Source organism: Domibacillus aminovorans (assembly GCF_001643235.1).
In the GTDB taxonomy this organism is placed as follows: Bacteria; Bacillota; Bacilli; order Bacillales; family Domibacillaceae; genus Domibacillus; species Domibacillus aminovorans.
Genome location: NZ_LQWY01000074.1, coordinates 459 through 14,916, shown reverse-complemented (window position 1 = coordinate 14,916; position 14,458 = coordinate 459). Strand labels below are relative to the sequence as shown.

The following is a 14,458-nucleotide window of genomic DNA, read 5'->3' as shown; positions in this document are numbered from 1 at the left end:
CAGTGACAGCCGAAACCATCTTTCAAAAGAAGATCATGAAATCTTCGATATTATTCGGTATTAGCCCCGGTTTCCCGGAGTTATCCCAATCTGTAGGGCAGGTTGCCCACGTGTTACTCACCCGTCCGCCGCTAATCTAAAGGAGCAAGCTCCTTTAGATCCGCTCGACTTGCATGTATTAGGCACGCCGCCAGCGTTCGTCCTGAGCCAGGATCAAACTCTCCAAAAAGTGTTTGACTTGCTCATAAATAAAACATGTTAAAAATTAACGTTGGCGTTTATTTTGTTCAGTTTTCAAAGATCAATTTCAATCGCCGTTATCAACGACAGCTAATTAATCATATCATTTAACGATTCATAAGTCAATAGCATTTTTCAAAATTACTATTCTTAGAAAATATTTCTTCGTTAAAGATTCTTATCTATTTTACTTAAAGCCGCTATATTGTAGTAGCGGATGATTAATATAACATCTTTAAAGATATAAAGTCAATAAATATTTGACGAAACTATTATTTGCCAATAATCTTTATTCACTTTGAAAGTGAATTTCGTTCAAAAACATTGAAACAAGCGACAAAAAATATTTTATCATTTAATGAACTATAAAGTCAATAAAAATTTAAAACTATTTACTATATAAGTCACTTATCATTTCATTATTATGAAATTAATAACTAATCTATCGCACTATTATCAATGAATATGGACATTATATCTCTTATATACAATGATTTTTTGAAGAGATACGTGTATAAACCTGAAGTAAAGGGAAATCTATAAAAACTCCCTTGTTTCTATTGATAGAGCATCTGCTTATTTAGCAAATGCTCTTTTTTGACGTGTTTCTTCTATTATATAACTATTTTTCAGAGTCTTTAATTATTCACCAATATAAAAGATAAGGATTCATTACGTTAGTATGATCTTGAAATTACTTCAGTTTTATTTCCAAGACCGATATTTTAGTTTTCACGTCGTTTTAGTAGATCAAAGTGCTCCATCAATATTTGATTTGCTATCTCCTGCATACTAATTCTTTGTTCTTCCGCAGATCTTTTAATTTGATCCTTCAACATTTTTGACATATGCAGTGTAAAAATTACTTCATCGGATTCGATACGCATACTTTCACTATTAATTTGTATGGAACCTTCTACTAGATGCATCTTTACATATTGACTGATTGTCTCATTCGTATTATCAAAAATAGTATTTTTAAGTAAGAGACTCATTTCGGACATTTCATGGGGAAAAGCTTCATTCAAATCAATATAAACATTAGATAGATCACACTGTTGATAAACAAGATCTATAAATTGCATTGTTAACGGATGATTTAAAGGCAATGTTACTTTAGCGAAACCTGGTGAGGTAAGATTTTTTCCATAGGTCAGGCTATAATATGGACAAAGGTCATATTTGTAAATCCCTTCATTATAAGACACTACTTTCCTTGAAGGAAGCAGAAGGAATTGCCATTCTCCTTTTTCATCCCAAATTAAACGAGCCTCCTCAATCTCAGGAGATGAAAACCGTTGATAAAAAGCGATGTTTTGTTTCTTATCGTAGAAAGTCCGCTTTTTAATCCGTTCCTGTTCCAAATAATCGAAGTTCTCCTTCACATACCGCTGTAAATCTTCTTCATTAATATAAGAAACTTCACGGCCGCGCAAAGTCCCTTTTACGGAGGGGATCTTTTCTTCTTTTATAAATCGGAAAAGTGTTGATCGGGTAATACCTAAATAGTCTGCAGCTTCCGATGTCGTCAAGCCAAACTTTTTTCCCTGTTTTTCTTTCAGTTCTTCTACCTGGTCTTTCGGAAATAAGCGAGTACTTTGCATTCGCCACTTATGATCGGGCAACGGCGTTAGTTTCCCTTCCCTTACATATTTATAAATCGTCGGCACTGCTTTGTTAAGTAATGCGGCTACCTCTTTAGTCGTGTAATAATCATTTCTATCTTCCACATTTAATCACTCCTTCAAATCATTTATTCCTTTATTAAATTTTATCTGTTTTTTATTTTATTTTCTTATTCTATAGTGAATAATATTTAAGTATCAATTAAATTATAAATAATAAAACAATTATATAATAATGAAAATAAAAAAGTAGATTACTTTTATTTATTTTAAAAATAAAGATAACAGGTAACTAAACAAAGAAACTATTTTTTAATGATTACGATAAATATAGATCTCTTTAATATAAAAAATTTAAATAATGATATAATACAATATAAAATGATTTCTATATTTTTTTAATATTTATTTTATTTATAAGAAACAAAATGTATTCACTATTAATTAATAAAGGAATGAATGCGTTGATGAATCAATTGACAGTTGCAAATCAATCATTTGATCTTTTTTCAGTTAATCGAAAAAAAACATATGAAAGTCTTTTATCTATAAAAGAGCAGGCTGAAAAAAATGAACGACCTCCATTTGAAGATTTCGATGACCGGGAAATGCTGTATTACTTTTTATATAGGCAGACCAATATCGATGAAAATAAAAATCGAAGTGATCGGACGATTCGAGAGTATGAACGGGAATTAGCGATGATGATTAGCCAGTTGATTAAATTCGCAAACGAAATGAATTTGGATCTCGAAAACATCGTGAATAATTCTTTGTTTAAAAGTATGAGGAAACGTCATCTGCGCCGATATCAAAAATGGGTAGTAGAAGATAGCCCGCATGTTCAAAAGAAAGGTGCCTATTCAGCGGCTACGATTGCACGTAAAACAGTCATCTGGAAAAGTTTTTTCCTCTTTCTTTATCAGTCAGGTTATATACAGGAACCACTACATGAAGGACTGCTGAGTGCGACCGTGCGAAAGGATGACCGGCCAAACCGCGATTTGGGGCCTAGTGAAATCATTCAGCTATTAGATTTTTTTAGGAAAGAAAATCATCCAGTCATTTTTGGTCTGTTGCATACACTAGTAGCGACCGGATTGCGAAATGAGGAGCTTTGCAGATTGAAAGTATCTGATGTGAAATATGATAGCTTATTCGGAGGATATTACTTGTCCGTATCGGGAAAGGGAAATAAGAATCGTTCCATTCCTCTTAAATTAAAAGTAGTAGATAGTATTCATCGCTACCGGGCTGCTCGATTATTGACGACACGATTTTCGGAAGAAGACCATAGGCCACTATTTCCTACAAGTACAGGAAAGGCTTTTTCACCGTCTTATTTGGCACAATATTTAGGAAAAGCTATTGAACGCACCCATCTGCCCTTTTTAGATAGCCGAGTCAACCGAATCACTACTCACGTCTTTAGACATAGCTTTGCGATTATATCCCACAAGTCGGGAGTAGATATTTACAAAATTATGAGAAGTTTAGGTCATGAAAAAATTGAGACGACGATGATCTATATGCAGAAAATTTATGAACGGGAACAACATGCGATTCACGATTGGAAAGAGGATATCTTAGGGAATTACATATAACCAATACAAAATGACAAAAGCCGCCTCAAGAGATTCCTCTTTGAGACGGCTTTTGTCCTAATCTACTGATGTCATTTACTTATGCAATATATTCCTCAGCTGGAACATCTTTTGCTTCTTCTTTAACATAATATTTTCCTTTTGTCGCAACGGCCATAATAATCGTGACCACAAACGCTATGATAAAGGAGAAGAATGCAGATGTATTTTCTAAGAATGCGCCCATGTATCCGAATCCAGCAATGGAACCTAATAGACTGGCTACGATGAAAGCGACGACGCCAACTGGATTCCATCCATACAAATTCGATTGTCTGTACTCATAATAAGTAGGCCCAATCTTTAATAGTTTTTTAACGACGAATGCATCACTGATTAAGATGGCGGCCCATGCCATAAGAAAGATCCCTTGCGCGATCAGCACACCACTTAAATGATCTAATATTCCGCCCAGCATTAAAGCGATGGACGTTACGCCTGATACGACAACCCAAAACGGTCTTCCTGGTTTAAATTTAAAAACGTTCTCAAAAAAGTTTGATAAAGACAATGAACCGCTATATAAGTTTGTAATATTAATTCGAACCTGCGTCAATATTGTAAAGAAAACGCCTCCGATACCTAGAAGTTGAACCATATAAACCCCTGGATTTCCTTCAGCCATACGAACGCCAAACCATATACCAATAAGACCCATGATGAAAAAGCAAAGGATTTGTGGGAAAAATCCGATGATATACTTCCCTACTTTAACGTCATCTTTTTTAAGAAATCTGGCATAATCTGATGCAAGCAACGCCATCAGACCTAATAATCCGTTTTGCATGCCTATGCAAAGAAGTAGAGCCGTTCCTCCAAATTGAACACCTTCTGGCATAAAGCTTAAAAAATTCCCTTCGTAGGCTGACGTTTTATTGAATGATACAATCAAAGCGATCGCCAACATAACGATAAAGATCGGCAATGTCCATTTTTGTATTTTGTCCAGTTGCTTAATCCCAAACCAGTTTAAAGGAATCACAACAGATCCAAAGAAAACAATTAACACCCACATCGGAATAAACGGTAAAAATTCATTCACGGCATACACCATGAGAATACCTTCAAATGCACAGTACATTATGAAGTTTGAAGCATAAATGAGTGAAGTTAACGAAGCGCCTATAAAGCCAAATCCTCCGCCCCTGGATAATAAGTTTACATTCATTCCAGTTTTTGCGGCTAAATAAATAATAATGGTACTTATTATTCCAGCAACAATTGCTGCATATATTCCTGAGACTAACGCATTCATCGCGCCAAATTGAATGGCCATGACGCTTCCCATTTGAAAAAAGAAGATGGCTGTAGAAATACCTAAAGCGATGTTTGCAACACTTAATAAGCCCATCGTTCTTTTTTCAGGAGGTACTTTGCTTAATGAATAATCATCTTTCATTAATTCTTTTTCACTAAGACCTTCTTGATTACCCAAATTAGTTGGAACTCCAGCCATGTTATTCATCTCCTTGTCGTATCTTAAGCAATAAAAGTGTCTCCTTTTATTTGGCCTAAGTTTATATACTCACCTTGTATTTAATTGCTGTAATCACATCGTTGATAGTAGCAATGCTAAAATCACTTTTTATCTAAATAATTATTTAACTATTCAGAATTATCAGATAAAAATAGAGGATAAAGATATATTGATAGATTTATCCTCTTCGTTATTTGACGGTACGATCACACTTCCATCTCTTCTTCCATCTCAAGCAAGGCAAAATAACTGCGTGTCGTTGCGCCCGGTTCCGTGTTCTCCGTCAGCTTATGCAAAGCCTCTGCGACGTCAATACGGCGGTATGTTTCAGTAACTCGCCCGTTTACTTTAAGCGATTCGCGTCTTTCCTCCAACTGATCCAGTGCTTCTTTCGAAAGCTCTTCTGAAATCCGGATAGAGCCAACAACATTTTTTTCAGCTGCTTCACAACTGGTAATCTTGACATCACTGTTGTCAACACGGCCGGTCGGAGAATAAACCAATGCGCTGACAATACGATGTTTTGCACTGTTTAGTGTTTCTCTTAAATAAATCGGATGTGAAGGATCAATGTCTTCAACGAGCAGCCGGGTAATACCGCGGTCATTAATCGCTTCCAAAATTTGTTCAGGATCGTCCTCCTCTATCAATACTTCTTTATGCGGAGGCCAAATGTCCATCCAATAATGAGACATATGTTTTTTTCCGACGTGGAAGATAAAGAATTCCGGATAAATAAACTGCTGTCCAGGCTCGACACCTAGATTCGGGCGGAAAAAATCATAAAACCGTGTAAGCGCTGACATCAACAAAGCACTTGCACCTATCCCACCCCCTGATTCTCTGACGACGACCCCAATGCGGTCGTATTCGTTGAAACCTGGGAAAATATCTTCTAATAACGCTTTTTGTCCATTCACCTCAAAATCAAAATCTTGATAGCTCATGGTATTGACCGTATGCATTATTTAACAACCCCTTTTCATTTCATACAATATAAGAACACATAAATGAAATCTTTCTATTTTTAGATTGGGAAGGAAATTTGGCCTCTTGTATTTAACTTGAGATTATATATTCATTATTTGCCGAATTAAGTTTGGTTTATGTTTGCTTTACCATATACAGGAAGCGCTTTCTTTTTGAGGTTTGATGATTAAGTGAATGATTTCTTTTATAAAACAACCTTTATTTCCATTGAATTATAATCCTATTCAAAGTTTTCCGACTTTTAAAGAGAGAAGTAACCCGTTTGCACAGCGCTTTCATTTGTGCAAACGGGAACGTCTATAATTTGACTTTTAAGTCTAGTTAAATTATCGCTTATGCAAATGTAGGTTCTGGCAATCTATGTGCTACATAAACCGCTGTACCATCGCTCTCACCATGGAAAGTAACAGTTGTACCAGGGTTGATGATCACAACATCGCCTGCTTCTGCTGTAAAACTGTTTCCTTGGTCATCGCTTAAAACAAATTTCCCAGTAACAACCGTTTTAATTTCTAAGAAATCATATTTAAAATCGAAACCTTTTGTAGCTTCTTGCATTGCGTATAATCCTAATGTTGCTGCATTTTCGTTTGCAGTAACTGGAACATCAAGGATTTGACTTTTCACTTCTGGGATACCTAATATTGTATTCAATTCTTTCATGTCATAGCTTCCAACTTTAATTAACTGCAAACCTGGTTTTTGACTTAAGTACGTATAATTATCTTTTGTTTCTGCTCTGCTCATTTTTTCCACTCCAATAATTAGTATTAGTTTTCTACTACGTATTCAATCCTAATTTCCTACCTCTCTTGCTTAATGGCCATAAAGAAAAGCGAGGTAATACCACTAATATAAATATTAGTTTTAACATTGAATTCTTTTTCTAATTTGATTCTAGCATTCTTAAATGACATTTACTCGCTCTAGTTCCTTAAGTTTTGTCGCATATCGAATGCGACAAAATTGGTTCTAACACGAAGATAAAAGATTTTGATAAGTAAACAGCACCTGTATTACTTGCTAACTTGCATGATGATATGCCAAACAACTTATGTCTGAACTTAACTTCATTTTGGAAAATGGATATCATACAAAATGGTTTATTCGCTCCACCAGTTCATCATAACCTTTCATATCTGTGAAAGATCTAAGGGGATAGCAGGCTTTATTTGGTACCGTTTTTTGAACAACGGAAAGGAACTTCTGATGGCAAATAATGAGGTCTGCATACTCAGGAATTTCGCTAATAGATGCATTTCCGACTTCTATAGTCATATTTGCTTGTTTGAGCTTCTTTTTTAACATTGCAGCTCCCATTGCACTTGAACCCATTCCTGCTTCGCAAATAAAAAAGATTTTTTCAATCTTATCTATATTGGCAAATGCTGAAATATTTTCTGTCTCTTCTCTTTCCTTATTCAAAGGCGGAAGAATAACGTTGTCCGTCTCTTCTTTTTTGACTGGTTTTTCACTCTTCTCTACACCATAAATTTTTATATCTTCACCGTTTTCCTGTAAAGGAGGAGAATCTGGTACTCGTTTTAAAAGAAACATACTGCAAAAAAAGGTGGCTATAGCTGAAAGTAATATACCCAAAATGATGAATAGCACATCCTCTTTTGGTGCCAGAGCGATAAACAAGAAGATACTGCCCGGCGATGGAATGGCTACAAGACCGACATCAAACATTTGAAACGTAAATACCCCAACCATACTACCTAATATAAGTGGGAGAATAAGGAGAGGATTCATTAGAACATAAGGGAAATAAACTTCCTGTATGCCACCAAAAAAGTGGATAAAAACAGCTAGTTTTGCTCCCTTTCTTTGCTCAGCTTTCATTTTTAACCAACAGGCAAGAAGAACGCCTAGCCCAGGACCTGGATTTGCCCCTAACAAGAAAAATATGGATTTACCAAGCTCTTCTGCTTGTTGAATCCCAAGTGATCCTAATACACCGAAATTGATAATATTATTTAAAAACAAGACCTTTGCTGGTTCAATAATTGTTGCCGTTAGTGGAAGCCAACCGGAGTAAATAATAGTTTCTAATAGCTTTGTTAACCATTCCACGACAGTAGAAAATGTTTGTCCAACATAAAAAAAACATATAATCGTGAGTACAGTAGCAATCATCGCAGCTAAGACATTACCAATGAGTAATTCATAACCGGCACCAGGTAGTTTCTTTTTTACAACATGATCAAGCTTTTTTACCACCCAACCTGTCAATGGTCCGATAATCATTGCACCTAAGATGGCAGGCGCAGAGCTTGATAGTATTAATCCATATGTCACAATAGATGCTATAACAGCTCCTCTTTGTCCTCCTATTAATCGACCACCTGTATAGCCTAATAAAATAGGCAAAAGAATGTTATTAATAGGATTCAGTAAGAGCAAAATTCTATCATTATACCACCATCCATAAACCCCAAATATACCTTGAATGATTCCTGCGACTATAATGACAGCAATATTCTGATAAACGATGGCACTCAACAATTGGCCTAGTTTCTTCATTTATCCTGAATCTCCTTTAAGGAACGCGCTGCTTTCTTTTCGTATGCCTTCGATAATACAACCTCCAACGAACTTTTCACGGAATCCGCCGTAGATTCTATTAATACGTTAACAAACGATTCCTCTATTAACATGGAACTAATTTCACTTATCATTTCTATATGCTCTTTTGGAGCCTCCTTAGGTGTCGCCAATAAGAGTACCGTATTAATAGACTGTTCTTCTTCTTCTTCAGCAAAAGGCCACGAAATAGGTTCTTTCATCCGAAAAACGATAACAAGTAAGTTATTTACTCCTTCTGACTTAGCGTGAATCATCGCTAAATGACCTATTACAAACCCGCCTTGCTGCTCACGTTTTTCAAGATCTTTAGAAAATTTCCCAAAATCACTTATTTCTTCAACATCCTTGACCTGATTAAGAATGCTCGGAATAGTAACAGGTGGTCGTATATAAACATCATTATAAACTTTTAGATTGCGCAAAATTTGAATCATCCCTTCTCCATATTTTGCAAGGGACATGACGGAAGGTGATTTCCCATTAATATCTTGTACTGTCTTTTGAATTGGTTGTGATTTATTCACTTTGAAAAGGGCATTTTGAATTCTTGATAGATCCTCTTGTTTGAGAAAAGGGCTTACAATGACGACATTTTTATTTTTCACAAAAGGAAGACTTATCGTCGATATCAAAATATCAACTTCCACCTTTTCGTGCAGACCCCCTTCAAGCTCATTCATCGAGACAACTGCTTCTACTTTAAGATTCGGCATTTCAGTACGTAGTCTTGATGCAAGGTATGTTGATGTTCCAAGTCCACTAGAACATACAACAATGGCTTTATACTCGCTCTTCAAAGTATCTTTCTTTCGAATAAGCGCAGCTCCAACATGCATCGCCAAATAACCGACCTCATCGTTTGGAATTTGGCTGCCTGTTTTATTTGCTAAAAACTCACATGCTTTCTTACAAGCAGAAAAAATTTCTGGATATCTTTCTTTAATTTTCTCAAGCATCGGGTTATGTATTTGAAGTCCATATTTTAAACGGGTAAAAGCAGGAGCAAAGTGGGAAACTAACCCTTCAAAAAGGAGTTCATCACCCTCGAACGATTCGTCTAAATAGTATTCCACTGCGCGAATAAAGCTTTGTGTTAATTCAATCCAAGTAAATTCTTCTCTTTCATAGTTCATCATTGCCTTTCCGTTAGAAAGGCGAGCCCCTGATAGATGTAAAGCAATATAATTCACTTCAATTTTAGGTATCGAAATGGAAAGAACGGTTTCAAGTCGTTCGACAATTTTTTCTGCAAGTGAATAGATTAAACGATCAAATTCATAATTTTGAGATAAATTAGATACGTTGGATGTTTGAATAACTTCTCCGCTTTTTATTCTCTCGACCGCAAGCATTAGATGAACAATTAGATTTACATAGTTCCGGTCCGTTAATTCGATATCTATTTGCTCTTTTAAGACTTGGTGTACAACACGTTCAACATCCAAGATGTTATGAATTTGAACAAACTTTAGTAAACGATTTCGAATCATCATGCCTAACTGATTTTGTACTTCTCCTTCTTCCGTTTCCGTCTTTTTATGGAAAAGTTCAAGCCATTCCTCAAACATTATATCTTTGTGAAGCAACCTGGATAACATCGTTCTCCGCTGCTTTTCCTGCCCATCGATATATACGCCAATTCCCGGTGTTCGAATGAGTGTAATCCCTCCCTTTTCAAGCCAAATACTCACCTTGTCCAAATCAGAGCTAACGGTCCCTTCCGTAATCCCGTACTTTTTACTAAACACAAATTGCTTAATCGGCTCTTTAGAAAGCAATAAATCATAAGTAATGCCATCCTGCCGTTCTTCTGGAGAGTAAGCGGATAACGTTTTGGCCTGCTCTATGTGTTCTTTTAACTTTTTCTTCCCTTCCTCTGTTCCTTTCAATTCAAAACCATCTCTAATTTGTTTCCCTATTTTTAATTCATAGGCATCTAAGATAGGTTTGAGCGCTTTCATTTCCCTTTGAATCGTTCTTGTACTTAATTTAAACATTTCAGATAGCTCTTTATAAGAAACAGGTTTGTTCGCTATTAGCAGTGTTCTTAGTAGCTCTTTTTGGCGGGAATCTAAAACAGGAAATTGTTGGTTCATTTTATTTGCCTCCTTCCAAGTTAATCTTTACATTTATAACCTTCTAAACGATAAAATAGGACTTCCCCTAATAATGTTTCATTGAAGCTTCGCTTTCACTTTTTCACTTACATTACTAGGAACCCACGTTGTCCATACCTCTTCATATTCTTTTAAGAACCATACAGCCGCCTCATGTGTAGTTGTATCATGTTTCTTCATGTAAGCTAAAAAGTCAGTCGTAATGGCACTGCTTATAGAGTAGTTGCTTAGAAACGCAAAAACTTCTGGTACTTGTTCTCGTAGCTTACTGTGAACGGCAATCGTTAATCTTTGTGAAGGGAACTCCGTACGGTACCCATTTAACCAATCTTTTTCATTGTATGGCGCATCTTTCAGTTCGGTAATATCATACAATCCGGCAGTCCATGTCGGTGTCCATATGTAGCCTACCCATGGCTCACCCTTCTCATATGCATTAATAAATGATTTATTTAATGCTGTATGAGTAACTGCTTCAGAATAATTGAATGTTTTGTATAACCCATAGTTTTTCATTTTTTCTCGAAAAACTTTATTAGCATTCCATGCCGGATTCGCCCCGTAAATACGTCCTTTATTGGGATCATCAGGATCTTTGAAAACTTCCCAATATTCAGGTAAATCATGAATCGATTTCAAATCAGGAGCCATCGGTTCAATACCACGCTCTAGATCCCCTTCAATAACATAGGTTGGAACATAAAGGCCTTGCCGCGTACTTTCTGAGTTTACAGATGCTTCTATAATATCACCATTTTCAATGGCCGATTTATATTCTATCGGGTAGCTTCCCGCCCATACCTCCATAAAAACATCCATGCTTCCTGTACTTATCGCGTAAAGTGAAGCTGTTTCAGATCCCGGGATTAACTCTGTTTTATAACCATAACCATTTTCAATAATAATTCTTGCGATCTCGTTGTGTACACTAAGACTATCCCAGCCCCCATCAGCAAACTTAATTGTTCCGATAGCTCTAGTAGGTACTATAGAGCCACTAGAATTGCTACAACCTATCAAGACAAACGATGAAATAAGAGTCATTGCGAAAATCAAGCTAAAGCTCCTTTTCATTGAAATCCCCCTCTGCCTTCATTCTTTTATTTTATGATAGCGCTCTCATTCAACATAAATCATGGAGATAAAGTGCTGTCCTTACACAGAAGCTTTTTGATTTGTGGCTTAAGAAATGCCTCAATATCCTATTAGCTTACTATGTATAGTAACTCAGATATCCCGGAGCAGGTAGTACAAAATAGATAAATAAACATAATATAACGACAGAGAAGCAATGTGAAGAGGCAGCATTAACAAAAAACAGTGGCATCTATCTATACAACGAAAAAAAAGAATGTGAATAGTATGAAAGACTTTAATACACATTCCGCCATATAATTTAAAGATGACTGAGACTATATAAAATGTTACATTCGTTTCTAAAAAAATTAGGCAGCCTGAGCCCATATGAATATCGGACACAAACTGCCTAAAATAGCTCTTTATATTTTATTTATTTCATAAATGCTGGAAGAGCAGCAGCATGTTTCGAGTAGATTGCTTCTCCATCACTTTCACCATCAAAAACAACTGGGAAATCTGGTGAGAAGAGGATCACATCTCCTGCTTCTGCTTCATATCTGTTGCCTTCTTTGTCAAGGATAACAAATTTACCTTTTGTAACGACTTTATATTCTACAACGTCATACAAGAAATCAAATGATTCCCCTGGTGACATTGAGAAGAAGCCGATTGTAAGTGGGTTCGACGTTTCTGTTACCGGTACGTCAACGATTTTGCTGTTTACTCCTGGTTGGCCGATGATTGTACCTACATCTAGCTTTGGAAACGTTTTGTCTAAATCTGCTGCTTTAAAGATCTGGATTCCTGGTGTTTGGCTCAATACTTTAGTCATGTTTGACACTCCTATTTGTTTAAGTTTTTTATTTACTTTCTATGAGTCGTACTATGCTTCTGAAAACATGCTATTTCTTATCAAGAAAAATAAGGATACCTATTCATTGAAACTTTCTATAAAAGTCTAGTGATTAAAATTCAACTGGATTTTAACCATCCTAATTCTTCAGATATGACCCCTGCAGCTTTCTTCACTTCACTCATCATATATTTAGCTTGATGATCCGTGAAATTTGTTTCCGAACAAACGATACTAATGGAAGCAACTACTTTACCTTCCCATGAAAAAATAGGGGCGGCTATACTGCCAGTCCCTTTGATCGTTTCTCCAACGGAGCTGGCAATCTTCCACTTCGCAATAAGTTTTAATTCGTTTTCCAATTTATTCACATCACTTATTTCGCCCTGCTCGATAAGTGTTTGTATAATATGCTGTTTTGTATCTCTACTTAAATGAGACAAAATAGCTTTATTAGATGCACCAACACACAATGGGGTTCTCATCCCAATCACATCAGTCTCTTTTGAAAGCAAATCCTTATTAAGACAGTCAACAAGCACTCCTTCAGTACCTTCAGGAACAGTTAAGTACACGGATTCTCCGGTTTTCTTCACCAGCTTTTCCATAATCGGAAGTGCACTATTTCGAACTGATAAATTATCCCGTATCGAGAGACCTAATTGCATCAAAGTTAAACCTAAGCGAAACTTTTTGGTTTCATTATTCTTAAATACAAAACCGTATTCAGCAAGACTTGAAAGCAGTCTATGCACCGTTTGAATAGGGATATCAAGATGGCGGCTTACTTCAGTCGCACTCCACTCCTCTTTATCCTCAGTTGGTACAATGGTAGTGAGTAACGCAACAGACTTCCGAATAACCTCCGACATACCATTTCTCCTTGATCTAAGATATTGATAAGTTTTGTCTTGATAATAAAAAGAATACTTTCAAAATGAGTGACTGATATTACCTCATATAATGTGTGTTTGACTATATATTCAACTTTTACACATTACTCAAAAGGATGTTGGTACATTAATAACTTTCTTTCATACTACTCTAGATTCGCGTGACGTCCGTACATTTTGTCTGAATCCATTCCTTTTTTCTCCATGAAACGAAGAATGATGGAATCATAAAATAACAAGAGGCTTTGCTCAAACAATGAGCCCATTGGCTGAATCGTTTTGTTTCCTGTATCTGCACCAGATTTCGCCTGACCAGGGATTTCAATTACGATATCAGCTAAGTTGCCAATTGTTGAGTTCGGAAAAATTGTCACGGCAGCAACTGTCGCGCCAATGCTTTTTGCTTTTTCCGCCATCGCTACAAGGCTTTTCGTTTCGCCAGATCCAGAGCCGATGATAAAAATATCACCTTCCTCTAAATTCGGTGTCACTGTTTCTCCAACGATATACGGATCAAGTCCCATGTGCATCATACGCATAACAAAGCATCTCGCCATGAAGCCTGAACGGCCGGCTCCTGCGACGAACACTTTTTTAGAGTTTAAAATGCCATTGACCAACTGTTCCGCACTCTCATCACTAATAAGGCCCGCTGTCTTTTGAAGCTCCTGCAAAACGATTTGAGTATATTCCGTCGTTTGCATAGGATTAAACCGTTGCTTTGATTAGTTGTTGCATTTCTGCCGCAACTGCTTTTTTGTCGTCTGCGCCTGTGATGCCGCCGCCTACGATAACAAGATCCGGTTGTGCTGCAATAACACCCGGAAGCGTTTCCAATTTAATGCCGCCTGCTACTGCTGTTTTCGCATTTTTCACGACACTTTTGATTGTGTTAAGTTGTTCAAAAGGTGTTTCACCTGCAGCTTGAAGATCGTAACCTGTATGTACACA

The 14,458-nt window shown here is 36.5% G+C and carries 12 protein-coding genes and 1 rRNA gene; 1 reads left to right on the top strand and 12 read right to left on the bottom strand.

Annotated elements, in window-relative coordinates:
* Both AWH49_RS18780 and AWH49_RS18775 read right to left on the bottom strand, forming a co-directional pair.
* A 16S ribosomal RNA gene (locus AWH49_RS18780) occupies window positions 1-229 on the bottom strand; the annotation flags it as partial.
* Between the two features lie 736 nt (window positions 230-965).
* Window positions 966-1,970: a helix-turn-helix domain-containing protein gene (locus tag AWH49_RS18775; RefSeq protein ID WP_063966936.1), complete on the bottom strand. Its 1,005-nt coding sequence runs from the start codon at window positions 1,968-1,970 to the stop codon at window positions 966-968.
* 323 nt (window positions 1,971-2,293) lie between these two features.
* Between AWH49_RS18775 and AWH49_RS18770 the strand changes: the two genes are divergently transcribed.
* Window positions 2,294-3,469 carry a tyrosine-type recombinase/integrase gene (locus AWH49_RS18770; RefSeq protein ID WP_244886923.1) on the top strand — a complete coding sequence of 392 codons (1,176 nt, stop codon included), beginning with the start codon at window positions 2,294-2,296 and terminating at the stop codon, window positions 3,467-3,469.
* 79 nt (window positions 3,470-3,548) lie between these two features.
* Here the strand turns inward: AWH49_RS18770 and AWH49_RS18765 are convergent, their stop codons facing one another.
* The 10 genes from AWH49_RS18765 to AWH49_RS20900 all read right to left on the bottom strand — a co-directional run.
* Window positions 3,549-4,964: a purine-cytosine permease family protein gene (locus AWH49_RS18765; protein ID WP_063966934.1), complete on the bottom strand. Its 1,416-nt coding sequence runs from the start codon at window positions 4,962-4,964 to the stop codon at window positions 3,549-3,551.
* A 227-nt stretch (window positions 4,965-5,191) separates the two neighbouring features.
* Window positions 5,192-5,950, bottom strand: a complete 759-nt coding sequence (locus AWH49_RS18760) for a hypothetical protein (RefSeq protein ID WP_063966933.1) — start codon at window positions 5,948-5,950, stop codon at window positions 5,192-5,194.
* Between the two features lie 358 nt (window positions 5,951-6,308).
* Window positions 6,309-6,737 carry a cupin domain-containing protein gene (locus AWH49_RS18755; protein ID WP_280512849.1) on the bottom strand — a complete coding sequence of 143 codons (429 nt, stop codon included), beginning with the start codon at window positions 6,735-6,737 and terminating at the stop codon, window positions 6,309-6,311.
* A gap of 327 nt (window positions 6,738-7,064) precedes the next feature.
* Window positions 7,065-8,501 (bottom strand): PTS transporter subunit EIIC, encoded by a 1,437-nt coding sequence (locus tag AWH49_RS18750; protein ID WP_063966931.1) that lies wholly within the window; start codon window positions 8,499-8,501, stop codon window positions 7,065-7,067.
* Window positions 8,498-10,660 (bottom strand): BglG family transcription antiterminator, encoded by a 2,163-nt coding sequence (locus tag AWH49_RS18745; RefSeq protein WP_063966930.1) that lies wholly within the window; start codon window positions 10,658-10,660, stop codon window positions 8,498-8,500. The genes AWH49_RS18750 and AWH49_RS18745 overlap by 4 nt, the downstream gene beginning before the upstream one ends.
* 78 nt (window positions 10,661-10,738) lie before the next feature.
* Entirely contained in the window at window positions 10,739-11,755 is a 1,017-nt protein-coding gene (locus AWH49_RS18740; RefSeq protein ID WP_063966929.1) for a glycine betaine ABC transporter substrate-binding protein, read from the bottom strand.
* Window positions 11,756-12,191: 436 nt separating this feature from the next.
* The gene (locus AWH49_RS18735) at window positions 12,192-12,593 is read right to left on the bottom strand and encodes a cupin domain-containing protein (protein WP_063966928.1); all 402 of its coding nucleotides are present in this window, start codon (window positions 12,591-12,593) and stop codon (window positions 12,192-12,194) included.
* Between the two features lie 140 nt (window positions 12,594-12,733).
* Window positions 12,734-13,486, bottom strand: a complete 753-nt coding sequence (locus AWH49_RS18730; protein ID WP_063966927.1) for an IclR family transcriptional regulator — start codon at window positions 13,484-13,486, stop codon at window positions 12,734-12,736.
* Window positions 13,487-13,653: 167 nt separating this feature from the next.
* Window positions 13,654-14,211 carry a 6-phospho-3-hexuloisomerase gene (hxlB, locus tag AWH49_RS18725; RefSeq protein WP_018395776.1) on the bottom strand — a complete coding sequence of 186 codons (558 nt, stop codon included), beginning with the start codon at window positions 14,209-14,211 and terminating at the stop codon, window positions 13,654-13,656.
* Window positions 14,212-14,215: 4 nt separating this feature from the next.
* On the bottom strand, window positions 14,216-14,458 hold a 243-nt coding region (locus AWH49_RS20900; RefSeq protein ID WP_244886921.1), incomplete at its 5' end, for an orotidine 5'-phosphate decarboxylase / HUMPS family protein.

Coding starts and splice junctions, on each gene's coding strand:
- AWH49_RS18770 (WP_244886923.1), top strand. CDS start 2,294: ATGTATTCACTATTAATTAATAAAGGAATGAATGCGTTGATGAATCAA.
- AWH49_RS18765 (WP_063966934.1), bottom strand. CDS start 4,964: ATGGCTGGAGTTCCAACTAATTTGGGTAATCAAGAAGGTCTTAGTGAA.
- AWH49_RS18760 (WP_063966933.1), bottom strand. CDS start 5,950: ATGCATACGGTCAATACCATGAGCTATCAAGATTTTGATTTTGAGGTG.
- AWH49_RS18750 (WP_063966931.1), bottom strand. CDS start 8,501: ATGAAGAAACTAGGCCAATTGTTGAGTGCCATCGTTTATCAGAATATT.
- AWH49_RS18745 (WP_063966930.1), bottom strand. CDS start 10,660: ATGAACCAACAATTTCCTGTTTTAGATTCCCGCCAAAAAGAGCTACTA.
- AWH49_RS18740 (WP_063966929.1), bottom strand. CDS start 11,755: ATGAAAAGGAGCTTTAGCTTGATTTTCGCAATGACTCTTATTTCATCG.
- AWH49_RS18735 (WP_063966928.1), bottom strand. CDS start 12,593: ATGACTAAAGTATTGAGCCAAACACCAGGAATCCAGATCTTTAAAGCA.
- AWH49_RS18730 (WP_063966927.1), bottom strand. CDS start 13,486: ATGTCGGAGGTTATTCGGAAGTCTGTTGCGTTACTCACTACCATTGTA.
- hxlB (WP_018395776.1), bottom strand. CDS start 14,211: ATGCAAACGACGGAATATACTCAAATCGTTTTGCAGGAGCTTCAAAAG.